The 25,382-nt window shown below is 55.7% G+C and carries 17 protein-coding genes and 9 pseudogenes; 2 read left to right on the top strand and 24 right to left on the bottom strand.

Annotation, left to right across the window (positions count from 1 at the left end; all coding sequences use genetic code 11):
- Positions 1 to 11 precede the first annotated feature (11 nt).
- The 12 genes and pseudogenes from rimP to JCM13995_RS00470 form a co-directional block, all read right to left on the bottom strand.
- Positions 12 to 487: pseudogene (gene rimP / locus JCM13995_RS00525) on the bottom strand (ribosome maturation factor RimP).
- Between the two features lie 176 nt (positions 488 to 663).
- Positions 664 to 4,991 (bottom strand): annotated as a pseudogene (locus JCM13995_RS00520) (PolC-type DNA polymerase III).
- 120 nt (positions 4,992 to 5,111) lie between these two features.
- A pseudogene (locus JCM13995_RS00515) lies at positions 5,112 to 6,820 on the bottom strand (proline--tRNA ligase).
- A gap of 18 nt (positions 6,821 to 6,838) precedes the next feature.
- Positions 6,839 to 8,078 (bottom strand): annotated as a pseudogene (gene rseP, locus JCM13995_RS00510) (RIP metalloprotease RseP).
- Positions 8,079 to 8,103: 25 nt separating this feature from the next.
- Positions 8,104 to 8,897, bottom strand: a pseudogene (locus tag JCM13995_RS00505) (phosphatidate cytidylyltransferase).
- A 12-nt stretch (positions 8,898 to 8,909) separates the two neighbouring features.
- Positions 8,910 to 9,661, bottom strand: a pseudogene (uppS, locus tag JCM13995_RS00500) (undecaprenyl pyrophosphate synthase).
- 144 nt (positions 9,662 to 9,805) lie between these two features.
- Positions 9,806 to 10,363: a ribosome recycling factor gene (frr, locus tag JCM13995_RS00495; protein WP_054661428.1), complete on the bottom strand. Its 558-nt coding sequence runs from the start codon at positions 10,361 to 10,363 to the stop codon at positions 9,806 to 9,808.
- A 1-nt stretch (position 10,364) separates the two neighbouring features.
- Positions 10,365 to 11,083 (bottom strand): annotated as a pseudogene (pyrH, locus tag JCM13995_RS00490) (UMP kinase).
- A 124-nt stretch (positions 11,084 to 11,207) separates the two neighbouring features.
- Positions 11,208 to 12,083 (bottom strand): translation elongation factor Ts, encoded by an 876-nt coding sequence (gene tsf, locus JCM13995_RS00485; protein ID WP_054661425.1) that lies wholly within the window; start codon positions 12,081 to 12,083, stop codon positions 11,208 to 11,210.
- A gap of 95 nt (positions 12,084 to 12,178) precedes the next feature.
- A complete protein-coding gene (gene rpsB / locus JCM13995_RS00480; protein ID WP_054661422.1) occupies positions 12,179 to 12,982 on the bottom strand; it encodes a 30S ribosomal protein S2 in 804 nt (267 codons plus the stop codon).
- Between the two features lie 172 nt (positions 12,983 to 13,154).
- The gene (locus JCM13995_RS00475; RefSeq protein WP_054661419.1) at positions 13,155 to 13,415 is read right to left on the bottom strand and encodes a GIY-YIG nuclease family protein; all 261 of its coding nucleotides are present in this window, start codon (positions 13,413 to 13,415) and stop codon (positions 13,155 to 13,157) included.
- Positions 13,408 to 14,148, bottom strand: a complete 741-nt coding sequence (locus JCM13995_RS00470; RefSeq protein WP_054661416.1) for a tRNA1(Val) (adenine(37)-N6)-methyltransferase — start codon at positions 14,146 to 14,148, stop codon at positions 13,408 to 13,410. The genes JCM13995_RS00475 and JCM13995_RS00470 overlap by 8 nt, the downstream gene beginning before the upstream one ends.
- Positions 14,149 to 14,245: 97 nt before the next feature.
- Between JCM13995_RS00470 and JCM13995_RS00465 the strand changes: the two genes are divergently transcribed.
- Together JCM13995_RS00465 and JCM13995_RS00460 are read left to right on the top strand one after the other, a co-directional pair.
- Positions 14,246 to 14,899: a lysophospholipid acyltransferase family protein gene (locus JCM13995_RS00465; RefSeq protein WP_054661523.1), complete on the top strand. Its 654-nt coding sequence runs from the start codon at positions 14,246 to 14,248 to the stop codon at positions 14,897 to 14,899.
- A pseudogene (locus tag JCM13995_RS00460) lies at positions 14,896 to 16,279 on the top strand (APC family permease). The gene JCM13995_RS00465 and the pseudogene JCM13995_RS00460 overlap by 4 nt, the downstream one beginning before the upstream one ends.
- 57 nt (positions 16,280 to 16,336) lie before the next feature.
- Here the strand turns inward: JCM13995_RS00460 and JCM13995_RS00455 are convergent.
- The 12 genes and pseudogenes from JCM13995_RS00455 to JCM13995_RS00415 form a co-directional block, all read right to left on the bottom strand.
- Complete coding sequence (locus JCM13995_RS00455; protein WP_054661413.1) at positions 16,337 to 16,783, bottom strand: GNAT family N-acetyltransferase; 447 nt, start codon at positions 16,781 to 16,783, stop codon at positions 16,337 to 16,339.
- A gap of 91 nt (positions 16,784 to 16,874) precedes the next feature.
- Positions 16,875 to 17,051 carry an acetolactate decarboxylase gene (locus JCM13995_RS16535; RefSeq protein ID WP_263849523.1) on the bottom strand — a complete coding sequence of 59 codons (177 nt, stop codon included), beginning with the start codon at positions 17,049 to 17,051 and terminating at the stop codon, positions 16,875 to 16,877.
- Positions 17,041 to 17,286 carry an acetolactate decarboxylase gene (locus JCM13995_RS16530; RefSeq protein WP_156314261.1) on the bottom strand — a complete coding sequence of 82 codons (246 nt, stop codon included), beginning with the start codon at positions 17,284 to 17,286 and terminating at the stop codon, positions 17,041 to 17,043. Before JCM13995_RS16530 ends, JCM13995_RS16535 begins: the two co-directional genes overlap by 11 nt.
- On the bottom strand, positions 17,202 to 17,567 hold the full coding sequence (locus tag JCM13995_RS16525; RefSeq protein ID WP_156314260.1) for an acetolactate decarboxylase: 366 nt from the start codon (positions 17,565 to 17,567) through the stop codon (positions 17,202 to 17,204). Before JCM13995_RS16525 ends, JCM13995_RS16530 begins: the two co-directional genes overlap by 85 nt.
- A gap of 23 nt (positions 17,568 to 17,590) precedes the next feature.
- On the bottom strand, positions 17,591 to 19,255 hold the full coding sequence (gene alsS, locus JCM13995_RS00445; protein ID WP_054661411.1) for an acetolactate synthase AlsS: 1,665 nt from the start codon (positions 19,253 to 19,255) through the stop codon (positions 17,591 to 17,593).
- A 175-nt stretch (positions 19,256 to 19,430) separates the two neighbouring features.
- Positions 19,431 to 21,218, bottom strand: a complete 1,788-nt coding sequence (locus tag JCM13995_RS00440) for an ABC transporter ATP-binding protein (RefSeq protein WP_054661408.1) — start codon at positions 21,216 to 21,218, stop codon at positions 19,431 to 19,433.
- Positions 21,211 to 22,977: pseudogene (locus tag JCM13995_RS15320) on the bottom strand (ABC transporter ATP-binding protein). The gene JCM13995_RS00440 and the pseudogene JCM13995_RS15320 overlap by 8 nt, the downstream one beginning before the upstream one ends.
- 156 nt (positions 22,978 to 23,133) lie before the next feature.
- Positions 23,134 to 23,358, bottom strand: a complete 225-nt coding sequence (locus tag JCM13995_RS00430; protein WP_054661405.1) for a YneF family protein — start codon at positions 23,356 to 23,358, stop codon at positions 23,134 to 23,136.
- 68 nt (positions 23,359 to 23,426) lie between these two features.
- Complete coding sequence (locus JCM13995_RS00425) at positions 23,427 to 23,672, bottom strand: DUF896 domain-containing protein (protein WP_054661402.1); 246 nt, start codon at positions 23,670 to 23,672, stop codon at positions 23,427 to 23,429.
- Positions 23,673 to 23,684: 12 nt separating this feature from the next.
- Entirely contained in the window at positions 23,685 to 23,855 is a 171-nt protein-coding gene (locus JCM13995_RS15140; protein ID WP_169790463.1) for a hypothetical protein, read from the bottom strand.
- A gap of 49 nt (positions 23,856 to 23,904) precedes the next feature.
- Positions 23,905 to 24,252: a 50S ribosomal protein L19 gene (gene rplS, locus JCM13995_RS00420; protein ID WP_054661399.1), complete on the bottom strand. Its 348-nt coding sequence runs from the start codon at positions 24,250 to 24,252 to the stop codon at positions 23,905 to 23,907.
- 204 nt (positions 24,253 to 24,456) lie between these two features.
- Positions 24,457 to 25,382 (bottom strand): DUF4179 domain-containing protein (locus tag JCM13995_RS00415; protein ID WP_156314259.1); only part of this gene is annotated, 926 nt, incomplete at its 5' end.

Here is a 25,382-nt window from a genome sequence, read left to right as displayed (position 1 = left end):
GGGATTGCCGCTTAAAATTCGATGGCCAGACGGGCGTTTGCGATCGTCTTGCGATCAAATGCCTGATCAAACCTGCGTGCCTTGTCTTTCAGCTCCAGAGTCAAAGTATCCTCGTCAAGGGCCTTAAGGGTCCCTTCGAACACTTTTTTTTACCATTGAGCTTTTGGAACAAGGAAATATGAATGTATTCCCCGACCGCGTTATTAAAGTCTTGGTCGGTCTTCAGCGGCCGCTCGGCACCTGGCGAGGAAACTTCCAAGAAGTAGGCCTGCGGGATGGGATCAGGGTCCATGGCGTCCAATTTCTCGGACAAGGCCTCTGAGACCATCACACACTCGTTGAGCGTGATGCCACCTGGCTTATCGATGTAGACCCGCAAATACCAGCTGCCGCCCTCCTTCACAAACTCGATGTTGCTCAGGTCGAAATGGTTGGCTTCAAGGATTGGATCAACGATTTGTTTCACTGTCTCGACAACCGTGCTCAAGTCTTTCCCCCCTTTTAGGTTGTTGTCCTGGCTGTCTGGTTTCCGGCAGCCGTTACCTCTCCTAAGAAAAGGAGTGAGCATCTCTGCTCACTCCTCCTCAAAGGATTTAACTACTATGGATAATCTAGCATAAAACCCTTTCCAATGCAACACCAAATCGCGCCGGCCTTACGCCGCTAGAACATCGAATCAAACAGCGAAAGTTGATTTTCATCAGGCAGCGTGTCGAGCACATGATTTTCAGTCATGTAATCGATCAGCGTCTTGGAGACCTTGCCGCGGTTAGCCAAGTCTTCCTTGGAAAGAAACGGCTTTTCCTCGCGCGCCGCCACGATCTGCTTGGCCACGTTATCTCCGAGGCCAGGCACCGCCCGAAACGGCGCCAGCAGCGTGTGGTCATCCAAAATCAGAAAATCATGCGCATCAGAGTGGTTGATGTCGACCATCTTAATGGTGAAGCCGCGCTCAAGGCATTCATTGGCCAGCTCCAACACTGTCAGCAAAGTTTTGTCCTTGGCCGACGCGTCGTTGCCCTGATCAGTGATGGCCTTGATTGCCGCCTTCAACGACTCCTTACCGTGGCTCATGGCCACCAGGTCGAAGTCCTCAGCGCGCACAGAGAAGTAAGAAGCGTAGTACACCAGCGGGTAGTAGACCTTGAACCAGGCGATACGCAGGCCCATAAGGTCGTACGCAGCCGCGTGCGCCTTGGGAAACATGTACTTGATCTTCAGGCATGAATCGATGTACCAGTCTGGCACATTGGGGTTATCCCGCATGGCCTGCTGCCACTCATCAGGAATGCCGCGACCCTTACGAACATGTTCCATGATGTTGAACGCCATGGAGTCGTCCATCCCCCAGTGGATGAGGTCCATCATGATGTTGTCACGACAGCCGATGACTTCTTTGATGGTCACGGTGCCGTTTTGAATCAGCTCTTCGGCGTTGCCTAACCACACGTCGGTGCCGTGGGACAGACCAGAAATCTGCAGCAGCTCGGAGAACTTCTTCGGGTGCGTCTCTTCCAGCATCCCCCGCACGAAGCGGGTCCCAAACTCCGGCACGCCCAGCGTCCCGGTTTTCGAATTGATTTGCTCAGGCGTCACCCCTAAAATATCCGGGCTCGAAAACAGCGACATGACGCCGGGGTCGTCCATTGGAATACTCTTCGGGTCGACCCCGGAAAGGTCCTGCAGCATGCGGATCATGGTCGGGTCATCATGTCCCAGCACATCCATTTTGAGGATGTTGTCATGAATCGAGTGAAAATCAAAATGGGTCGTCTTCCAGGCGGCGCTTTGATCGTCGGCGGGATACTGGATCGGCGAGAAATCGTAGATATCCATGTCTTCCGGCACAATCAAGATCCCCGCCGGGTGCTGGCCGGTGGTCCGTTTGACACCAGTCGCGCCTTTGGCCAACCGGTCAATTTCCGCTCCGCGCAGCATCTGGCCTGTGTCGCGCTCGTAGGCTTTGACATAGCCGTATGCGGTTTTGTCCGCCACGGTGCCGATGGTCCCCGCCCGGAAAGCGTGGTTCTCCCCAAACCGCACCTTGATGTAGTTATGCGCGATGGGCTGGTAGTCCCCGGAGAAGTTCAAATCAATATCTGGCACCTTATCCCCCTTGAACCCCAGGAAGGTTTCAAACGGGATATCCTGGCCATCCTTGACCATGTTGGCGCCGCACTTCGGACAGGCCTTGTCTGGCAGGTCAAAACCGGAGCCATACTCGCCCTTGGTGAAGAATTCGGAGTACTGGCACTGGGGACAGCGGTAATGCGGCGGCAGCGGATTAATTTCTGTGATGCCAGACATCGTGGCCGCGAGACTCGAGCCAACCGACCCCCGGGACCCGACCAAGTATCCGTCCTTGTTCGACTTGAGCACGAGCTGCTGGGCGATGTTGTAAATCACCGAGAACCCGTTCCCAATAATACTTTTAAGTTCCTTGTCCAAACGCGCCTGCACGATTTCAGGCAGCGGATCGCCGTATAGCTTGTGCGCGGTGCTCATGACGTCGGTGCGCAGGTGGTCTTCAACACCGGGAATGTTTGGCGTGTAGAGACGCTTTTTGACCGGTGTGATGTCGCCGTCGATCATGTCCGCCACCTTGTGCGTGTTCTCAACGACAAGCTGATGCGCCAGCGCATCATCCTTCAGCCAGGCGAATGCATCCAGCATCTCCTGGGTGGAACGGAAGTGCACGTCAGGCAACTCATGCCGATTGAGCGGGTTGGCACCGCCCTGACTGTGAATCAGAATCTTGCGGTAAATCGCATCGTTTTTGTCCAAGTAGTGGGCGTCACCGGTCGCGACCACCAATTTGTTCTGGTCCTGCCCGATCTTGATAATGGTCTTCAAGATTTCCTGCAGGTGGGCCTGCCCCTGCACCAGCCCACCGTCGATCAGCGGCTGGTAGTTAGCCAGCGGCTGGACTTCGAGATAATCGTAGAACTTCGCCCGCTTGGCGGCTTCAGCGGCCCCTTTTTGCATCGCGGCGACGAACACCTCACCAGACGCGCAGGCCGAACCCACTAACAGCCCCTCGCGAAACTTTTGCAGTACGGACCGCGGGACGCGCGGCAGCCGGTAGTAATAATCGATGTTAGACTGGCTGACCAGCTTGAACAAATTCTTGAGCCCCGCCTGCGTTTTAGCGAACACGATGGCGTGCGTCGGGCGGCTTTGCTTGTAGGCTTCGTCCTCGCCGATGCGCGAATTCAGCTGGTTCAACTGCTCAATGTCGTACTTTTTCAGCGCCTCTTTTTCCAGCGCGAACAGCAAGTACCCCGTTGCCTCCGCGTCGGCGTTGGCCCGGTGGTGATGATTCAGAGGAATCTTATAGGCCTTGGTGAGCGTGTCAAGTTTGTGGTTCTTGCGCTCCGGGTGCAGCATGCGGGACAGCTCCAAGGTGTCGATCACGGGGTTTTGAATCGGTTCTTCGCCCAAGCGCTCGTACCCTTTGTTCAAAGCCGACGTCAAACGTCACATTGTGTCCGCTCATAATGCTACCCGTGCAAAATTGCCGGAACAGTCTCAAGACCTCAGCTTCGGTCTTGGAGCCGCGCACCATGTCGTCAGTAATGTGGGTCAAGTTGATCGTAAATTCGGACAGCGCGAACCCCGGGTCGATCAGCTCCTCAAACGAGTCGATCACCTTACCATCCTTCATCTTGACCGCCGCCACTTCGATCACTTTGTCGTAGACCGCCGATAGACCGGTCGTTTCAATGTCGAACACCACGTAAGTCGCATCGGCCAAAGTCCGCGGTTCGTCCGCGTTGTAAGCGACCGGGGCCCCGTCATCGACGAGGTTGATCTCCACGCCGTACAGCATCTTGATCTTGGCTTGAGTGGCCACCGTGTGGGCCTCAGGATAAGCTTGCAAGCCGGCATGATCGGTCACCGCGATGGCGGTTTGACCCCAGGCCTTGGCTCGGTTGACATAGGCAGTGATGCTCGGCAGCGCGTCCATCTGACTCATATTCGTGTGCAGGTGCAGCTCGACGCGCTTTTCCCCCTCGGCCGTGTCCTGGGGCTGAGCGTGGGGCACTTCCACCATGTCGCGTGCCATCACGGTCAGCTCCCGAGAATACGAATCCTCCTGCACGCTGCCGCGGATCCTCAGCCACATGCCTTCCTTGATTTGACCAAAGGCGGCCTCGTCGTCGGCGCCGTTGCTGAATTTTTTTTCACGATAAAGCTGGACGTGTAGTCTGTGACCTTGGCAATCAAAAGCGACCGCTTGGAGCGCAACTGGCGCACCTCGACGTCAAACACGTAGCCTTCGATCAGAACGGCGTTTTCCTCTTGGGTGATTGCCACCATCTGGGTCGGGGTCTCGCTACTCTTTAAGCCGCGGCCGATCTGCACTGGGCCACTGGGGGCCGGGTTTTGCTCGCGCTGGGCAACCACTGCTTGCGCCCTTTTGGCCATGGCGGCCGCTTCCTCGGCTTTCTGCGCCTTAAACGCGGCCAGGTTGGCCTCGGATTCAGTGGCGTCGACCGTGGCCTCGACGCTGACGCCAGGCAGTCCCACCTGGGCGTAAGTTTCGACCAGTTTGCCCAGCCCCTGTTGAATCAAAAACTGGCGCACGGGCTCGTTTACGGCTGTCAGGGTGACCTTACCGTCCTCAAACCGCGGCGTCTGATTCATGCATGTTTCTGCCACAATGGCCGACTCGATCCCGGCGTTGGCGACCACGTAGGACCAGTATGCGGACAAATGCTTGGCAGCAAGGTCGACCGTCGCCGGCGACACGCTGATGCTGGCTTCGGCGATGCCCTTGAAGGCGGACTTAATATGCGATTCCAGCTGAAGGAAAACAGCATACGGCAAGACCGCAGCGTCCCCAGAACAAATTCGTAACGCTTGGAGCGGCTGTGAATAGTGACGGCTTCGACCGTCGCCCCGGCCAAGGCCGGATCTTGCTTGATTGGGTCAGGCAGGCTTGCCTGCTCGATCAGCTTTTGAAACATTTCTGCTTTTGATAGCGCCAAAAAAGCCACTCCCTTTTTGATGATGCAACCATGTTACCCCGAATTCAGGGGCCAAACAAGCCGCCCACGAGCGCAAAAAACGACGCCGAGTCGGACTCGGCGCCGCTTTGGTGAGTTAAATTATTCTGCGTGGTCAAGCAAGATCTTGAGCGATGAAATCAACTCTTCAGACTTAACTTCAAGCGTCTCGCCTGACTTGCGCAACTTGAGCTCAACGATCCCGTCCTCGGCCTTCTTACCAACGGTGACGCGGACCGGAATGCCGATCAAATCGGAATCCGCAAACTTCACGCCAGGACGCTCGTTGCGATCATCCACCAGCACCGCAAACCCTTCATTTTCCAGCTGCTTCGTGATCTTATCAGTCAGATCGGCCTGCGCCTGCTTTTTCAGGTTGACGGGCACAACATGCACGTCAAATGGGGCAACGGCCCGCGGCCAAACGAGACCATGCTCGTCCAGTGTCTGCTCAGCAATCGCCGACAGCAGGCGCGACACGCCGATGCCGTACGAACCCATAATGATTGGCTTAGCGCGGCCATTCTCGTCCAAGAAATTGGCCCCCATGGCCTCGGTGTAGCGCGTGCCCAGCTTGAAGATGTGACCAATTTCGATGCCCTTGGTGAACTTCAGCACCCCTTGGCCATCCGGTGAAACCTCGCCTTCCTTAACGAAGCGAATATCCGCGGTTTGGGCGGCGGTGAAGTCGCGGCCCGGATTGACATTGGTCAAATGGGTGTGCGCTTGGTTGGCCCCCGCGACCAGGTTGACCAGCCCGGTCAAGCTGTTGTCGGCGATGAGCTGCACGTCTTCTGGGGCGTTGACCGGCCCAATGTTGCCAATTTCAGCGTGCATGTACTCCTTAACTTGATCTGGTGTGGCCATGTCGAGATAATCCGCGTTCAGCAGATTCTTGAGTTTGACGTCGTTGACCTCATAGTCGCCGCGAACCAAGCCAGCACCGGCTTTTCGTCGGCAATGAAGAGCACGGCCTTGATCAACTTGCTGGCCGGGACCTTCAAAAAGTCTGCGACTTCAGCAATGGTCTTGGCGTCCTTGGTGTCCACCGGGGTCATCGCCGCAGCCTCTTCATGGGTGGTGGCCGGCACGTTCATGCTGGTGGCCATTTCCAGGTTAGCCGCATAATCGGAGGAATCCGAGTAAACAATCGTGTCCTCCCCAATGTCGGCGATGGCGGAAAACTCCTTGGAGTCTTTGCCGCCCATCGCGCCGCCGTCCCCGACAATCGCGCGGAAGTTCAGGCCCAGCCGGTTGAAAATGTTGGTGTAGGCCTTTTCCATTTGGCTGTATATGGTGTCTAGATCATCTGTGTTGGCCGTGAAGGAATAGACATCCTCCATGATGAACTCACGGGAGCGCAGCAGACCGTAACGCGGGCGATCCTCGTCGCGGTACTTGGTCTGGATCTGGTAGAGCACCAGCGGCATCTTCTTGTACGAGTTCAGGTCGTTGCGGACGAGGTCCGTGAAGGTTTCCTCATGCGTCGGGCCGAGAATGAAGTCGCGGTCGTGGCGATCCTTCAGCTTGAACAGGTTTGGCCCATAGGTTTCGTAACGGCCTGACTCCTGCCAGAGTTCAGCCGGCAAGAGGCTGGGCATCTGCATCTTCACGGCGGAAATCTGACTCATTTCGTCATCGATAATCGCCTCGATCTTTTGCAGCACGCGCTCGGCCAAAGGCAGATAGGCATACGCTCCGGCCGCGACCTGCCGGATGAAACCGGACCGCAGCATCATCTGATGCGACTTGGCCTCGGCAGTACTGGGAACTTCTTTTTCTGTGGGGATGAACATTCGAGATTGTTTCATGACTTTCCTCCAAAGGGTTTAAAAACTACGCATGATATCGTTGATGGTCACCGCAATGATCAACGCGAACATCACACCGGCCCCGATCAGGGTGATCAGGCTTCGTGCTCCTGCTTGAGCGGCTTGCGCCGAATTGCCTCAAGCAGGTTGAGTAAAATTTTGCCGCCATCAAGCACCGGAATCGGGATCAGGTTCATGATCCCCAGGTTGACCGACAGGCCGCCTAAGAACAGGATCAAGTTCATCGGCCCACCCTTGGCGGCAGTTGCTGTCATGGTGTAAATGCCCACTGGCCCGGCCAGCTGGTTCAGGGAAAAATGACCAGTGACCATCTGAGCGAGGACGTGGAAGATGCCGGTAACATAGGCCCAGGTGGTGGTGAAGCCAGACTTGATCGCCGCCAGTGGCGCCTTGGTGGTCTTAGCGTACACGCCAATCGTGCCGTCGCTGGTTGGCCGGATCGTCAAGTGCTGAGTCTGCCCATCCTTGGTGGCGACCAGCGTCGTGGTGCGCCCGCGGTACTGGGCCACAGCACCCTGAATATCTTCAAACGCCGAGATCTTGGTGCCGCCAATGGATTCAATGCGCGAGTCCGCTTTCAGCCCCACCGCGGCCGCGGGCGAATTCGGCTCGATTTTGCCGATTTGATTGGTGTTCGTCACGGCCACGCCGTTGAACAGTGCGACGCCGATGAAAACCACAATGGCCAACAGAAAATTATTCATTGGACCGGCAAAATTGACCAGCATCCGTTTCCAAAGCTTGGCATTTTGGAACTGGACGTCATCCGGGGCGATAATCACCTCGGTGCCGTCTTCCTCAATGATGGTGGCGTCGTGATCGACGGACCAGGTTTTGAGCTCAGACTCATCGCCGTTTTCGTAGCCGACCACTGTCAGGTCATGCTGCAGATCGACCCTGTCCGCCTGGACCGGGATGCCGCCTTGGAGCGTGGTTTTACTGGATAAGTTGATTCGCTCGACGACATTCTGGTCGTTGACCTCGATGGCAAGCATCGTTCCCGGCTTGATCTCATCGTCTTCATCCTGCCAGCCTGCCATGCGGACGTAACCGCCCAGCGGTAGCAGGCGCAGCGTATAGGTGGTGTGGTTCTTGTGCCAGGCAACGAGTTTCGGCCCATGCCGATGGAAAACTCACGGACCAGAATGCCGGACCACTTGGCAAAAATAAAGTGGCCGAATTCGTGCACCAGCACCAGGATCACAAACACGACCAAAAATTCGATAATTGTTGTCATAGGCCCTCCTTACTCTGCAATGCGGTTAAAGGATCCCGAAGAAATGGATCATCGGCATGACCAACAGCATGCTGTCGAACCGGTCCAAAATACCGCCGTGCCCGGGCAGAATCTTGCCAGAGTCCTTGACACCGTAAAAGCGTTTCAGCGCCGACTCAATCAGGTCGCCGAGGCTGCCGATAATTGAAAGCACCAGTGCGATTCCCATCATCGGCCAAAAGCCGTATGCCTGCGGGAAGAAGTTCAAGTAGATCGCCGCAAAGATGAGCGCCGTCAGGTTGCCGCCGAGGCTGCCTTCCCAAGTCTTGTTGGGGCTGATCGCCGGCCACAGTTTGTGCTTGCCGAACGCCCGGCCGCAGAAGTAAGCGCCGGAGTCCGTCAGCCACACAATCAGCATCGCGAACAGCAACGTATCCAACCTCCGTTCGGGTCGTTGCGCAGCATGATGAAATAGTGGAAGCCGGTGCCGATGTAAAAAATCGACAAGGCGGACACGGCGACGTCGTCATAAGTCGTCCTGTTCTTGCTGGCGACCGTGTTCAAAAGCAGCAGCACCACGAACAAGTAAATGACGTCGAGCCGAGAAATGTAAGCCGGCAGCCATTTGAGCAGACTGTCCGGCACCGTTACCGCCAGCACGCCAAGCGCGGAGATGAGAAAATCAAACGAGACAATGATCTTCTTGCGCATGATGAACACTTCTGACAGTGCAATGACAGCCAGTGCGCACCCGGCGACCTCGATCCAGACCCCGCCAAGGATCAGGATCGGGATGAAAATGATCAGCGCCACCACCGCTGTAATGATTCGTTGTTTCATAACCAACCTCCGTTAACTTGTTAATCCGCCGAACCGGCGGTCACGTGCCTGATACTCAACGATACAGGATTCAAGCACCGCCCCGGTAAAATCAGGCCAATAAGTATCGGTGAACACCAGCTCGGAATAAGCCAGCTGCCACAGCAAAAAGTTTGACAGCCGCTCCTCCCCGCTGCTGCGGATCAGCAGATCCGGGTCCGCCAAGGCGCCAAGTGGCGCGTCATCAAGTGATCAGCCACAACCTGCGCATCGATTGAAGTGGGGTCGAGCTGACCTTCCTTGGCCTCCTGCGCCATGCTGCGAGCGGCTTGGACCAGCTCGTCGCGCGCGCCGTAGTTCAGCGCAAAGTTGAGGATCATGCCCGTGTTTTGCGCAGTGTCAGCCATCGCGTCATCGGCGGCCTGCCGCGTTTTTGCCGGCAAGGCATCGAGCTCGCCCATCACCTGCACGCGCACATTTTCCTGAATCAGCTCAGGCATAAATGTGCCGAAAAAGTCGACTGGCAGCCTCATTAGGTATGAAACCTCGCTGGTGGGCCGTTTCCAATTCTCGGTTGAAAAAGCATAAAGCGTGAGCACCTTAATGCCAAGACGACTCGCCGCCTTGGTGATGGTTTTGACAACTTCCATGCCTTGTTTATGCCCGGCGACGCGCGGCAGGTGCCGGGCTTTGGCCCAGCGGCCATTGCCATCCATAATGATGGCGACATGCGCGGGAATGCGTGTGGGATCAAGTGATTGATTGGCCAACAGAAATTCCTCCATCGTGAAACTAGTCACATCTAATGTATTGTAGCAGAAAACGGCCCGCTGAAAAAGCGGCCGCAGTTGCTGTGCCGACTCTCCGGTCCGGCAAACGTCAGCTGACAACAAAAAACCCGCGCGAGACACGCGGGCCGAGGCTGGTGATCAGCCTTCCTTGATTTCTTCTTCCTTAGCTGCCGCAATGGCTTCAATGCGTTTAGCAGAGTCATCGGTGACCTTTTGGACGTCTTTTTCGCCGCGGTGCAGGTCGTCTTCCGTAATGTCACCGGCCTTTTCCTGCTTCTTCAGCTTGTCCAAAGCGTCGCGCCGAATGTTGCGGATCGCGATCTTGGCTTCTTCCTGGAACTTGCCCACTTCTTTGGCGATTTCAGCACGCCGCTCGCCAGTCAGCTGGGGAACGACCAACCGAATCGCGTTGCCATCATTCGCCGGGTTGATGCCCAGATCTGACGCATTCAGCGCGGACTCGATATCCTTCAAGCTGGACTTGTCATACGGGCTAACCAATAGGACCCTGGCTTCTGGCACCGTGATCGCCGCAATTTGGTTCAGCGGGGTTTTCGTGCCGTAATACTCAACTTCGATGCGGTTAAGCAGACTGGCGTTGGCGCGGCCGGCCCGGATTGTGCCGAGCTGGCGGGACAATGCGTCCTCAGACTTCTTCATTGACGCCTTGGCGTCATCAATAATTTGGTTCGCCATGTTAATCCTTTCCTTGGATCGTTGTGCCGATGTGCTCGCCCTCAACGACCTTCTTGATGTTGTCCGGATCATTCAAATTGAATACGACCAGCGGAATGTCATTATCCATGGATAAGGTGCTGGCAGTGGAGTCCATGACATTCAACCCCTTTGTGATGATGTCCATGTGGCTGAGGTGATCAAACTTCGTTGCGTTGGCGTCCTTGTTCGGATCCGCGGAATAAACGCCGTCAACGCCGTTTTTCGCCATCAGAATCGCGTCGGCGCCAATTTCAGCCGCCCGCAGTGCCGCCGTGGTATCCGTGCTGAAGTACGGGTTACCCGTGCCGCCGGCGAAAATCACGACGCGCCCTTTTTCAAGGTGCCGAACAGCCTTCCGCCGGATGTAAGGTCCGCGATTTGGCGCATTTCGATACTAGTCTGCACGCGGGTCGCCACACCAAGCTTTTCGAGGCTGTCCTGCAGCGCCAGCCCGTTCATCACGGTGGCCAGCATCCCCATGTAATCGGCTTGGGCACGTTCCATCCCCATCGCCGCGCCGGTTTCGCCGCGCCAGATGTTGCCGCCGCCGCACACGATCGCGATCTGCACGCCCATATCATGGACCTGCTTGATCTGCTCGGCGATCAGCTTGATGACCGGTGGCTGAATGCCGGCGCCACTTTCACCGCCAAGCGCTTCACCAGAAACTTTGAGTACAATGCGTTTGTATTTGATCATGAGAGTTGTCCCTTCCTGAGTTGCTGTTACTAGTTTACCATACCAGAGTAGGCCTTGCCCCAACGAGCGTGACCCGCCTTCGCAAAAAAAAGGCCACGCACCAAGCGTGACCCCCAAAAAGAAACTAGTCCTTGATCTGACCCATGACTTCATCGACGAAGTTATCTTGCTTCTTTTCGATGCCTTCACCAACTTCGTAGCGAACAAAGCCCTTAACGGTTGCACCCTTGCTCTTGGCGTATTCGGCAACGGTCTTATCGGAATCCTTCACGAACTCCTGATCCACCAGGGAGATCTCGGACAGCCACTTGTTGACCCGGCCCTCAACGATCCGCGGCACGATCTTTTCTGGCTTACCTTCATCAACCGTTTCCTTGGTGAACAAGTCGGTCTGCTTCTTCAACTCATCGGCTGGCACCTGAGTGCGATCCAGGTACTGCGGGTTGATGGCTGCCACGTGCATCGCAATGTCGTGGGCCGTCTCGTCGTCGCCGCCTTCAAGCGTGACCAGCGCAGCGACTTGGCCGCCGTTGTGCAGGTATGCGCCGAAGTGATCGCCGTCGGTCTTTTCGACCACCGTGAAGCGGCGCAGGTCGATCTTTTCGCCGATGACAGCGGTCAACGCCTTGGCCGCTTCGTCGACCGTCTGGCCGTCAACGTCGAGCTTCAGGGCAGCGTTCATGTCAGCCGGCTTGCCCGCCGCAACGGCTTTGGCAACGCCGTTCACAAAGTTTTGGAACTTGTCGTTGGACGCCACGAAGTCGGTTTCCGAGTTGACCTCGATGATGGCAGCAGCGTTCCCGTCAACCGTAATGGCGGTCAACCCTTCAGCGGCAATGTTGCCCGCCTTCTTAGCAGCCTTTGCGAGGCCCTTTTCGCGCAGAACGTCGATTGCCTTGTCCATGTCGCCATCAGCGGCAACCAGTGCCTTTTTCGCATCCATCATGCCGACCTGAGTGCGGTCGCGCAGTTCCTTGACTTGCTTTGCGGTAATAGCCATTTCTTGAGTTCCTCCTAAAGTTTGTTTTAAAAAAAAGCCGCCTGCGCCTGCAATTGCTGCAAAGCACAGACGGCTGAGTCTAACTTACGATTTAATTATTCGGCAGCAGGCTTCGTGTTGTCGCCTTCAACGGCGTTCACAATGTCTTCGATCGAATCGGACTTAGGTGCGTCGTCAGCTGGCTGCTGGTCAGCATCAGCGTCTTCGGTCTGGTCCTCACCCTGGTTGCCTTCAATGATGGCATCAGCCATGGTGGAGGTGATCAGGCGAACAGCACGGATCGCGTCATCGTTTGAAGGAATGATGACATCGATGTCGTCAGGATCAGAGTTCGTGTCGACCATCGCAACAATCGGGATGTTCAGCTTTTGTGCTTCCTGAACGGCGATCTTTTCCTTGCGTGGGTCAACGATGAAAATCACGTCTGGGATGCGAGGCATGTCTTCGATCCCGCCGAGGAACTTCTCAAGTTTGGCCTGCTGCTTCTTGAGCAGGGAAACTTCCTTCTTCGGCAACTTATCGAAGGTCCCATCAGTGGCCATCTTCTTGATGTCCTTAAGGCGCTTGATCCGAGTCTGGATGGTGTTCCAGTTGGTCAGCGTACCGCCAAGCCAACGGTGGTTGACATAGTACTGACCGGCGCGAGTGGCTTCTTCTTGAATCGCATCCTGAGCCTGCTTCTTGGTGCCGACGAACAGGAACACGCCGCCATCAGCAGCCTCTTCCTTGACGAAGTTATAGGCGTCGTCGATCATCTTGACCGTCTTTTGCAGGTCGATGATGTAGATCCCGTTGCGTTCCGTGAAGATGAATGGCTTCATCTTTGGGTTCCAACGACGGGTCTGGTGACCGAAGTGGACACCAGCTTCAAGCAATTGCTTCATGCTTAATACAGACATGTGTAGTCCTCCATATGGTTTTATTCCTCTCAGAGTCGTCAACTCGCTTGGCCACTTCTCCCGAAGCACCGGCCAGACGATCTTACCCTGATGTGGGTTGTGTGTTTTTCACACTTAAAAGATTATACAGAGAAAACCAGCGTTGTGCAACTTTATTTGCTAGGTGCAGGACTTACCAGTGCACCTGATGGGCCGCCAGAAACGCCTCTTTTGCGGCCCGACTTTGGTGTTTAAAATGCCACTCTGCTGACAGCGCATCGTGTTCGTTGTCAAAACCTGCCGAGTAAATCAGCCGCACCGGCCGCCGAGTCTTCGTGTACTTGGCCCCTTTCCCTGCGTTGTGGGTGGCCACGCGCGCAGTCACGTCCGTCGAATAACCACCATAGAATGTCCCATCAGCGCACAGCAGGACGTAAAAGAAGTATTTAGCCATAAAGTAAGTGCTGCACCTCTTCCCCGTAACGCCCATCAGATCCGTACACCACCAGTGGTGGCAGGATGCGCATCCCCGCCGGTTTGCCAGAGCGAATGCCTTCCAGCAGGACCATGTTCGCCTCGCGGTCCGCCTTGGGGTGAATGAACCGCACGCGCTTAGGGGCAAGGTCCGCGGCCGCCATGGTTGAGAGCAATTCTTCAAGCCGCTCCGGTCGGTGCACGAAAAACGCCTTTCCCTGGTACTTCAGCAGGCTCGCCGCGGTTTGACAGACCGTTTGAAAATTGGTGGTCAACTCATGGCGAGCCAGAGCCAGGTGGTCATTGGGGTTGGTCAACGACTGATCGGTCACCTTGAAGTACGGCGGATTGCAGGTCACCACGTCGACCGAATCTTTGGACACGATCTGAGTGGCATCCTTCAGGTCTTGCTGGTGCACATCAACGTTGGTCAGGTCGTTCAACCGGACGCTGCGCTGCGCCATATCTGCTAGCCTGGCTTGCAGTTCGATGAGTGTCACCTGGTTGGTGGTTTTACGGGCCACGAACAGACCCACTGCCCCATTGCCAGCGGCCAGGTCAACGACTCGACTCGTCTTTTTGATCATGGCAAAGTCTGCAAGCAGCACCGCATCCAACGAAAACGCAAAGACTTGTGGACTTTGAATAATGCGAATGCCGGCTCCCTTGAGCTCGTCAACGCGTTCATCTGGCTCTAAAGCAACTTCACCCATGCCATGGCCTCCTGCTAACGCCGTAAAGCGTTTGTGGTATAATTTATCGAACAATATCCTAAGCCGCAAGCGGCATTTTATGGAAGGAATGAACATCATGTTTTATTCATTCATCCGCTGGGTCGTGCGGGTCCTTGTCCTGCTGATCAACGGCAACACCCATTACGAAAATAAGCAAGCCTTGCCGGACGGGCCATACGTGCTCGTTGGCCCCCACCGCACCTGGTGGGACCCGCTTTTCTTCGCGCTGGCTGGCAGCCCACGCAAATACTCATTCATGGCCAAGGAGGAGCTCTTCAAGAATCCTATTTTACGCTGGATTCTTGACCATGCCAACGCCTTTCCCGTCAACCGGGCAAACCCCGGCCCAAGCACCATCAAGATCCCTGTGCGTACATTAAAAGAGGGCAAGTTGGCCGTAATGATTTTTCCTTCCGGCTCGCGCTACTCGCAGCAGCTCAAGGGCGGCGCGGTTTTGATTGCCAAGCTCGCCAAGGTGCCGATCGTCCCGGCCGTTTACCAAGGACCGGTCAAGTTCTCACACATTTTTCTGCGCAAGCGCATCACCGTCCGGTTCGGCGATCCCATCACCGTGCCCGCAGGCCGCGTGACGGACGCAATGACCGCCCAGCTTGGCGAACAGATGCAGCAGTCTTTTGACGCCATCGATAAGGCAATCGACCCGACCTTCAAGTACGTGCCGGATCAGAAGAAGTACCTAGCGGAAAAGGAGGCTGGCAAAGTTAAATGAGTAAACCGAGCTTTTGGCAGCGCATCACGCACAAGCCAGACGTGGAAAGCACCCTCAATGCGGACCACCAGCTGGCGCGCACGCTGACCACTCGGGACCTGATCGCCCTGGGCATCGGTGCCGTGATTGGCACCGGGATCTTTATTTTACCAGGCACGGTCGCGGCAACGACTAGTGGGCCAGCCATCACGCTGGCCTTTGTCTTGGCCGCGGTGGTTTGCTCGCTAGCAGCGATGTGCTACGCCGAGTTTGCTTCGGCCCTGCCTGTGGCCGGCTCCGCCTATGCCTATGGCAGCATCGTCTTCGGTCAGCTGGTCGGCTGGGTGATCGGCTGGGCCTTGATCCTCGAATACATGCTGGCGGTGGCCGTTGTGTCGACTAGTTTTTCCGCCTACTTCGCCAGTCTGATCAGCGGTTTCGGCCTGCACCTGCCTCAAGCCATCAGTGGCGCGTTTGATCCGGCGCATGGCACCTACATCAACCTGATCGCGGTGCTCGTCATCCTGCTGATCGGCTCCATGCTTTCACGCGGCATGAACACCTCCATGGCGGTGAATCGCGCGATGGTCCTCGTTAAGCTGCTGATCATCGGCATCTTCGTGGTCGTCGGGGCTTTTTACATCAAGCCGGTTAACTGGCACCCCTTCATGCCGTTCGGCGTCAAGGGCATTCTCGCCGGCGCGTCGCTCGTCTTTTTTGCCTATCTGGGCTTTGACGCCGTTTCAGCCAGCGCGCCTGAAGTGAAAAAAGCCGCAGAAGACCCTGCCGCGCGGCATCATTGGCACCTTGATCATCGCCACCATCCTGTATGTGCTGGTCGCAATCGTTTTAACCGGCATGGTGAAGTACACGCACCTCAACGTGGCCGATCCGGTGTCGTTCGCGCTGAACTTCATCCACCAGCCGCAGCTCGCCGGCATCATTGCAGTCGGCGCACTGGCGGGCATGTTCACAATGATGGTCACCATGATCTACTCTAGCTCGCGCTTGGTCTACGCAATCGGCCGCGACGGTCTCTTGCCAAAATGGTTCGGCGAGGTCAAGAACCAGCTGCCCCATCACGCGCTCACCACGGTCACCATCGTCATCGCTGTGCTTGGCGGTCTCGTGCCGTTGACTCAGCTGGTCAACCTAGTCAACATTGGGACCCTGATCGCTTTTGCCATTGTCAGCCTAGGCATTTTGCCGTTGCGTAAGCACGAGCAGATTCACAACCCCGGGTTTAAAGTGCCAGGTTACCCAGTCGTCCCGGTCGTGTCGTTTCTCTTTTGCTTGTTGCTGATGAGCCAGCTTTCAAAAGAGACCTGGATGATGAGCCTCATCTGGTTTGGAATCGGCCTGCTGATCTACTTCGCTTACGGCTTCCGCCACGGCAAATAAATAGCGCAGCTTTCCACTGCGCCAAGTACGTCCGTCAAACTAATTGCCGGGCGTTTTTTAATCTGGTAAATCGTGATCGTAATGGATCCAGCCGCTTTCCCGCTGACCCAGTTGATCATACAACGGCTGGGCCGCGGCATTGGTCGTTCTGGTCTGCCAGGTCACGTGCCTAGCGCCGTGCTGGCGGCCCCAGTTAAAGCTTGCGGTCATCAGCTGCCGGGCGATCCCCCGCCGGCGGTATGCGGCGGCAACGAACACGTCGTTGATGATGACCTGAGGGCCCAGATCCCGCGTGTTTTGGGTGACGTAAAGCAGCGCAAAGGCGACGACCTGGTCATCTGCCACGCCCACTAACAGGCCCGCCTGCTGATTTTTCAGGCGATCAGTCAAAAATGCCGTCATCTTGTCATCGTCAAAGTCGTGCGGCACCGTACTAGTTTGGTAGTAATCATGAAATAGCTTCACCACGGCTGGGATATCTGCTTCCGTTGCAATGCGAATCATCGACATGACCTCCTTTGCCTATCCCCCTTATACCTGAACCCCGCCTGAAAAGCAAAAACCACCAACTCAAAATGAGCTGGTGGCCGCAAGATCAGTGCTCGGCTTTGGTAATATCGGCCAGCAAATCGCCTTCAAGGTCAGCCTGCAGGAACTCAGTGTCGGCGGCAGGCAGGTGCAACTGAACATCGCTGAACCGCTGGGTGGCAAGCTCACCGGTAACGCCAGCAAAATCCAGCACGTGCCCGCCGAAGTCGTGGTCATCGCTCAAAAAAATGCAGGTGGAACCCTGGCGAGGCCATTCCCGCGTACAGCTGAGGCGACCAGTACCCCATCAGCATGCCGGTGACGTCCTGACGGCTGAACACGGCCTGATCCGCCGCAGTGGCTGCAAGCCCAGGAAAGGGCCGGTGCTGCTCTTTTACCGCACGCGCCCTGACCTGAGCGAAACGCCCATGCAGCGAGACTGCGGCGAAGAGATTCCGCGTGCCGATTTGAGCCAGCATTTTAGTCTGAACCACCTGCGCGGTTCGGGCCTCAATCGCTGCGGCGCCCCAAAATCAGGAAAGTGGACGTTGGCGAACGGCACGCTGCCAGAACTGATTTCAGCCACCTTGCCGGAGGCTTGGACCTGGTAGACCTTGCCGCCCAGAATGATCAGCTCCCCGTTCAGGCCGGTCAGCGTGCCGATACCAAAGTCACCGTGCGTCAGCAGCTCGCTCAGCGGTTGCGTGCCATTCAGCAAGCCCGGCACCAGCGCGCCAAGCGTGCCGTGCTGATATAACAAGTCTTTTTTTCATCGTGCCCTCCTTAGAACTGGTCAGCCAGCATCGCTTCACCCAGCTGCGCGTTGTCCGAGTAATCAACCGGGATGTCGACGATCACCGGCCCATCGGCGGCAAATGCCTCATCTAGGACGGCACCAAGCTGATCTGGACGCTCGACGCGCAGCCCTTTGGCGCCGAAGCTCTCGGCGTACTTCACAAAGTCCACCGGCCCGAAGTCGACCCCGGCCGATTGGCCATACTTCATTTCCTCCTGGAACTTCACCATGTCGTAATGACCATCGTTCCAGATCACGTGAACCAAGTTGGCGTGCAGACGGACGGCTGTTTCCAGCTCCATCCCGGAAAACAGGAACCCACCATCACCGGAAACGGAAACGGCTTTCTCCCCGGGCCGCACCAACGTGGCCGCAATTGCCCATGGCAGCGCTACACCCAGCGTCTGCATCCCGTTGGAAAAAAGCAGCCGGCGGGGTTCGTAACTGCGGAAGTGCCGCGCCATCCAAATATAGTGCGAGCCCACATCGACGGTCACGGTCATGCTGTCGGTCACGCGTGTCTGCAGGGCAGCCACAATGCTGAGCGGGTGGACGCGGTTCGCTTTTGCGACTGGCGGGACATCGCTGGCTTTGAGTTGAGCCTGCAGGCCTTCAAGGTAATGCGCTGCTCCTGGGGCAACATGATAACCGCGCACCTGCGGGATCAGCAACTCAAGGGTCTGCGAGATGTCTCCCACCAGCTCCTCAAGCGGCTGGAAGTGCTGATCAAGCTCGCTTTCCTGCGAATCAATCACCACAATCGAGGCGCGCCCGTCCGCATTCCAGTTTCGCGGCTCATACTCCACGGGATCGTACCCAATGGCGATCACGAGGTCGCTGCGCTGCAGCAACTGATCGCCTGGTTGATTGCGGAACAACCCGACCCGGCCGAAGAAGTGATCCTCCTGGTCGTGCGAAACAATGCCGGCGCCCTGAAAAGTCTCCACGACTGGAATCGCCGCGGTTTTCAACAGGTCGCGCACCGAGTCAGTGACATCTTGGGCAGAAGCGCGCATCCCCAGCAGCAAAACCGGCAGCTCAGCTTCCTTGATGCGGCGGGCCAAATCGACCATGTCGTTCAGGGAAGCGGGGCCGAGCTTCGGCTTGTCACTCACCGCCAGCGCCGCTTTGTCCGTCTCCGCATCGGTCACATCTTGGGGAATCGAGACAAAACTGGCCCCTTGCTTGCCGGACGCAGCAGTGCGCCAAGCGTTGGCCATCAGTTCTGAGATGTTGTCCACGTCCTGCACCTCGGCCGAGTACTTGGTGATGGGCGCAAACATCTCGGCGTTGCGCATGCTTTGGTGCGCCGACCGCAGGAGGTCCTTGCGCTGGACCTGGCCGGACAGCGCCAAGACCGGATCACCTTCTGCGGTCGCCGTGACGAGCCCAGTCGCCAGATTGGCCGCGCCTGGGCCAGAGGTCGTGAGAACCACACCTGGCTCGCCGGTCATACGTCCGACTGCTGCGGCCATGAAGGCGGCATTTTGTTCGTGGCGGGTCACGATAAGCTTAGGCGTGTTCGTTGCCACTGGGTGCTCCAGCCGTTCAAAGACGCGGTCGATTTTCGCCCCGGGAATTCCAAAAACAAAAGGCACGTGGTGATTGATCAGGCTTTCGACGACAAGGTCAGCCCCAAAACGTTTGGACATGGCAAAGACTTCCTTTCAAATATCTGTTTCAAAGATTATCACACCTGTTTCATTAATGAAAGAACAATTTTGCGCTTTGCCTTTATAAGGGTATGAATCTGTTGTATCGTCCACATAATACTGTTTCACAGAGGGAAAAGAAAAGAGTGCTGCGAACGTCCGCAGCACTCTTATTTTATTCCGTGATTGTTCCATTTTGCAGCTCATACATATCGTAATAGCGTCCATGCTTGGCCAGTAGTTCCTCATGGGTGCCCCGTTCAATGATCCGACCAGCGTCAAGCACCAAGATCAAGTTGGCATCTTGAATCGTCGACAGCCGGTGTGCAATGGCAATTGACGTCCGGCCCTTGCGCAGGCGCCGCAACCCTTCTTGAATCAGTGCTTCGGTTTCCGTATCAATGTTCGCGGTGGCTTCATCTAGTACCAGAATCTTCGGGTCGGTCACAATGGTCCGGGCAAACGACAGCAATTGTCGTTCACCACTGGAGAACTGCGCGCCGCCCTCGATCACGCGCGCGTGATACTTGTTTGGCAGCTTTTCAATGAAGGAGTCGGCTTGCACAAACTTCGCGGCCGCTTCGACCTGTTCATCGGTAATGTTTTCATTAAACAGGCGAATGTTCGAGGAAATATCCCCATAGAACATGAAGGAATCCTGAAGGACTAACCCAAGCTTTTGCCGCAATTCCGGCATTGGGTAATCACGGATGTCTTTATCATCGATCAGGATTTGGCCGGTACCGAATTCGTAGAAGCGCATCATCACGTTGATGATCGAGCTCTTCCCAGACCCGGTGTGCCCGACTAAGGCGACTGTTTCGCCAGGATTGGCGATGAAGCTGATGTCGTGCAGAATATCGTGCTTGCCGTCATACGCGAAGGACACGTGCCGGAACTCGATTTTCCCCTTCGTGATGGTGGCATTGGCACCAGGGTTTTGGGCTGGTGCATACTCTGTTTCGTCCAGAATGTGGAAAATGCGACTACCCGCAACGATCCCATCCTGCAGTGAAGACAACGAGTCCATCATGTTGGTCATTGGGTTAAAGAAGTTGGCCACGTACTGAGTGAAGGCGTAAACGACCCCGGCTTTGACCACAGTGTCCATCGACATCGCCCCAAACGCCCAGAGAACGACAACCAGGCCCAGACTGTACAGCAGGTTGATGATTGGCGACAGCAAGAGCGAGTTGGTTTTGATCATCGCGTTGCGCGTCTCCAGGTAGTCGTTGTTAGTCGTTTCGAATTCCTTGGTGATCCGGTTTTCCTGCCTGAACTGTTGAATAATGCCAATGCCTTCGATCGACTCGTTAAGCTTCGTGTTCAGCTCGGACAGCTTTTCGCGCATGTGCCGGTAGACTTTGGAGCTGTACTGGCTGTAATACCAAATGGCAAAAATCAACAGCGGCATGAAGGCCAATACGTACAGCGCGATCCGTGGGCTCAGGGTCCACATCGCGATGAAGCTGGAGATGACCGAGAACATACCGACAATCACCGATAGAATAACGTTCCAAAAATCCGCCAACGTCATCGTATCGTTAGTCACACGGCTGACGATGGAACCAGCCGGGACTTGGTCGAAGTAGCGCATTCCCAGCGTGTGCAGCTTTTTGAATAAAGCTCGACGCACGTCCTCAAGGCCGCGCTCGGCTCCCATCTGAAAGGCAAAGTTCTGCATGAACTGAAACAGGCCTTTCATGATGGTCCCGAAAGCGTAAACCACCGCGAAGATCAGGATGATCTGCACAGTTGCGCTCTTGTTGGTCAGGTACTTATCCATGAACACCTGCAGCACATACGGCAACGCGATGTTCATTCCGGCCAGCAAGGCGGCGCCGACCAGCGCCATGGTGAACTGCTTCCAGTACTTCTTGGTGTAACCCATCAACCGGCCGAAAATATGAACTTGTTCACGCACGGGAATGCTTTTAGACCATGCACTTTGATATTTAGCCAAGGGTCTCACCTTCAATCTTCGTTTCGATTTCGCCTTGCAGCTCCTGCTTGGCCCACATTTCGGCGTACCAACGTCGTTCTTCAGCAGCTCCTCGTGCGTGCCGCGCTCGATCACATGACCGTCAGCCAAGACGAGAATCTGGTTGGCATGCATCACCGAGCTCAGGCGCTGCGCTGCAATGATGGTGGTCTTGTTTTGCCGCTCCTGCTTCAGGTTGTGCAGGATCTCGGCTTCCGTCTTCGCGTCGACCGCGGAGAGCGAATCGTCAAGGATCAACAGCTCTGGCGTGGTAATGACCGCCCGTGCGATCGCCAAACGCTGTTTTTGCCCACCTGACAGGCTAACACCGCGCTCGCCGACCAGCGTCCCGTATCCTTCGGTGAAGTCCAGAATGTCGTTGTGAACAGCACTTTCCCGCGCGGCTTCCTCGACTTCCTCCTGCTGCTTATCAAACGAAGAGAAGCGAATGTTGTCGGCGACCGTGGTCGAGAATAGGAAGTTATCCTGCGGCACGTAACCGATCGAATCCAGCAGCGCATCAAGTGTGTATTCCTTGATGTTGTGACCGCCGAAGTCGATCTCGCCGTCGTAGTTGTCAAACTCGCGCAGCAGGAGTTTGAAAATTGTACTCTTGCCGGCGCCGACCCGCCCCACAATGCCAAGGGTCTCGCCTTCCGGCAGCGTGAAGTGGACGTTCACCAACGTTGCATGATCGTCGTCCGGATAACTGAACTTGTTGACCTTGAAGCGAATGTCGCCGTGAGCCGGCGTCTGAATCGCATCTGGCGCCTCGATGATCGCGCTTTTTTTCGCGCAACAGACTCGCGACACGGTCGTAGGAGGCATTCCCGCGTTCCAGCACGTTAAACAGCCGGCCGATCGCAAACATGGGCCAAACCAGCGCGGACACGTAGGAAACAAACGAAACCAGTTGGCCAATGGTGATTGCCGAGCTCATCACCAAGTGACCGCCGTAAATGATGGTAATGATATAAGTAATACCCATGATCAGACTGGTCGTCGGATCAAACAACGAATCAATGAAGTTGACCCGCTTGTTGATGCCGATGGTTTTATCGACGATTTTGTCGAAGTCCTCGGTATCTTCTTTATCCTGGCCAAACGTCTTGATGACCTTGATCCCAGAAATGGACTCTTGGGTCTTGTCGTTCAGCCGCGAAAAGGCCGCCTGTGAACGCGAAAACTCGCGGTGCAGCCGCATGCCAAGCTTCCGGGCCATGATCGCCAAAAGCGGCATCGGCAAGATCGCCAGCAAGGTCAAGCGCCAGTCGACAAACATGATCATCGCGATGATTGTCGTCGAACCAGTAATGATGGAATCAAATAAGGTCAAGATCCCAGCGCCCGCGACGTTTTGAATCGCGTTCAGGTCGTTGGTGGCATGGGCCATCAAGTCCCCGGTCCGGTGGCGCTGGTAGAACGTTGCATCCATTTTCATGAAATGCCAGAACAGGCGCGAACGCAGCGTTTTTTCCAGTTTGGCCGCGCCGCCCCAAATTGCGGTGCGCCAGCCATAGCGGAACACGTACTGACCGACCCCGGCGAAGACCAGCAGGCCGAGCATGAAAAACAACTTGCTCGTCGTCAACTGGTGCCCATCCATCAAATCGATCAGGCTGCCGATCACGCGCGGCGGGATCAGGTTGACTAAGGCCACCAGCAACAGGAAGACGACCCCGAACAAATACCGTCGCCACTCCTGTTTGAAATACCAACCCAGTTTCTTAAAAATACCCATTACAAGCAGCCCTCCTCAAAAACGCACTGTCTGAAAATTATATGATTAAACGATAAGAGTTTGCAAGCGAATCCCTGAGAAATAACGGCAACAGACCAAAAGAAAAACGCTCCAGCCAAAAATGGCCGGACCGTTTCCAAGTCTAGAACCCAAAGCCTACTTCTTGTTGGCTTTCTTTTGCTGCTGCTTCATCTGCGCCATCATCTGGTTGAGCTTCTTCTGGGATGGCTTTTGACCCATCGACATCATCATGCTCTGCAGCATTTCCTCATTGACAGGAGGATTATCTTGGAAGTACTTCTTCATATATGCGCGAGCCCCAAAGAACCCGGCTACAGCGCCGGCCAACAGGCCAACGATGAGCCCAATTGCGAACATCATCTCAAATTCCCCCCTTCATGTGAGATTCAACTCTCTCATTGTACAAAACGCTTGCATTGATTGAAAGGCTAATCTTTACGCAATCCGCGTTTTCTTTGCACTTCGCGGACTTTCTTCGGCGTGATTTCGTGACCCTGTTTGTCGAAAAACTGGGTGGTCTCAAGCTGATCCGCAAACCCCGCCCGGAAATCTTTGAGGTAGGCCTCACGAAGCTTTTGCCGCTCGGCCTTTTCCTCCTCGGTCAACCCTTCAGCCTTGGCTTTGTGGGCCAGCTCGTTGATCCGGTCAATGCGTTCCTGTGGCTGTTGTGCCATGCTGCTCACTCCTTAGTTCAGATGTAAGACTGTTTGCTGGTAACCACTCGGCTGCTCACCCGGAAACGGCGCGTGCTGGATCATCCGCAGGTACTCTTCGGCGCGGGTTGGCGACGAGAACGCTTTGATCAGGCGAAAAGTCGAGCCTTGTTGGTAGTAAACGACGGTGATTAATTTTTCCATAGTTCCTCCGCGGCATCAAAAAAAAGGCCGCAATCGCGGCCTTCTCGGATTAACGGCGCTTCTCTTTGATCCGCGCAGCCTTCCCACGGAGTGCCCGCAGGTAGTAAAGCTTTGCCCGACGGACTTGGCCATGACGGACAACGTCGATCTTCTCAACACGTGGTGTGTTAAGTGGGAACGTCCGCTCAACGCCTACACCGTTCGAAATCTTACGAACCGTGTAGGTCGCGCTAACGCCAACGCCGCGGCGCTTGATCACAACGCCTTCAAACAGCTGAACACGTTCACGGTCGCCTTCGACGATCTTCGCGTGGACACGGACCGTATCGCCAGGCCGAAAGTCTGGGATATCGGTGCGCAGCTGGGACTTGGTAATTTCTGCAATTAATGGATTCATCAGAACTGCTCCTTTGTCGACATTCTTAAGCATCCCGCCCAGCGGAACATCGTTGTTTTGTGAGTTATCACAAGATGTAATTCTAGCATAGGTGACAGACGGTGTAAAGAAAAAATGTTGACGACTAGGCGCCGTTCAGCCTGCCAAATTTCGGTTACCCAGTTCGGAACTGACTGAGCGTGCAAGATTCAACACGTTCAATGATCATTGCGTGCCCTTAGGTTTAGGCACGAGTACAATCTCGCGCACCACAGTATGGCCCCGGTTCTGAGTCTTCAGCTGGTAATCCAGCCGGACACGATACGATTGCCCCGCGTTGGGCAGCTGTTTCAACGGCAAAGAATTAACGCCGTTCTTCGTGTCGAAGCCATTGCTGACGTCAAGCAAGGAGTGGCCATCGGCACTTCTGATGTCGGTGATGGCGGCATCGAGATACTGTTCCTGATCAAACGTCAGGTTGAACCGCAACTCCGCCCCTTGACTATATTTCACAGCTTGCAGCGGCACCAGTGTGACACCAGGCCTGAGCGTATAGTTGCCACTTAACTCGTGAGTGACCGCCGGCTTCTGCTGAAAATTGAGCCTAAAGCGCCAGTCACCACGCACCCCATTAATATGAGTGATCGTGACGGGCAGGCGAAGGCTTGTCGGCGCTTTCTCTCGGGTGATGCGATAGGTTTCAGTGAAGCGGTAACCAGTTTTGGTCGGCGCAAAATCGAGTGAATCAGCCTCCACGCCTGGCAGTGGCGTAATTTGATTGTCTAGTCCCAGCTCGTCTTCGCCGTTTCGATAGATTTGCTCATGCGTCAGCCCGGTGACCTCACCGGTGATCCCAATTGTTTTCCCGGAGTAATAGGCTTCAACCAACCGGACTGTAAGCCCATGCGAGGTCACTTGCTGGTTCAAGGCCTTGGCGGTGCCGTTGACGTGAAAAGTCCGAGCACTGTTCGTCCCACCGTGAAGTAAATAAAATTCGCTTAGCCAAGTCGCGTTACTCACGGCCTGCCCGACCGCTTGACCGACTGCCGGGCTAACGGCAAAGGCGCCACCGGTCGCCAGCAGTACTCCGGCGGCTGCCAGTAGCAGGCGCATGCCCCACCGGCGGCGTTTGGGCGCAGCGTCAACACCGC

It is taken from the genome of Lacticaseibacillus camelliae DSM 22697 = JCM 13995 (genome assembly GCF_001311195.1).
Taxonomy (GTDB): Bacteria; Bacillota; Bacilli; order Lactobacillales; family Lactobacillaceae; genus Lacticaseibacillus; species Lacticaseibacillus camelliae.
This window is presented reverse-complemented; position numbering and strand designations above follow the sequence as displayed.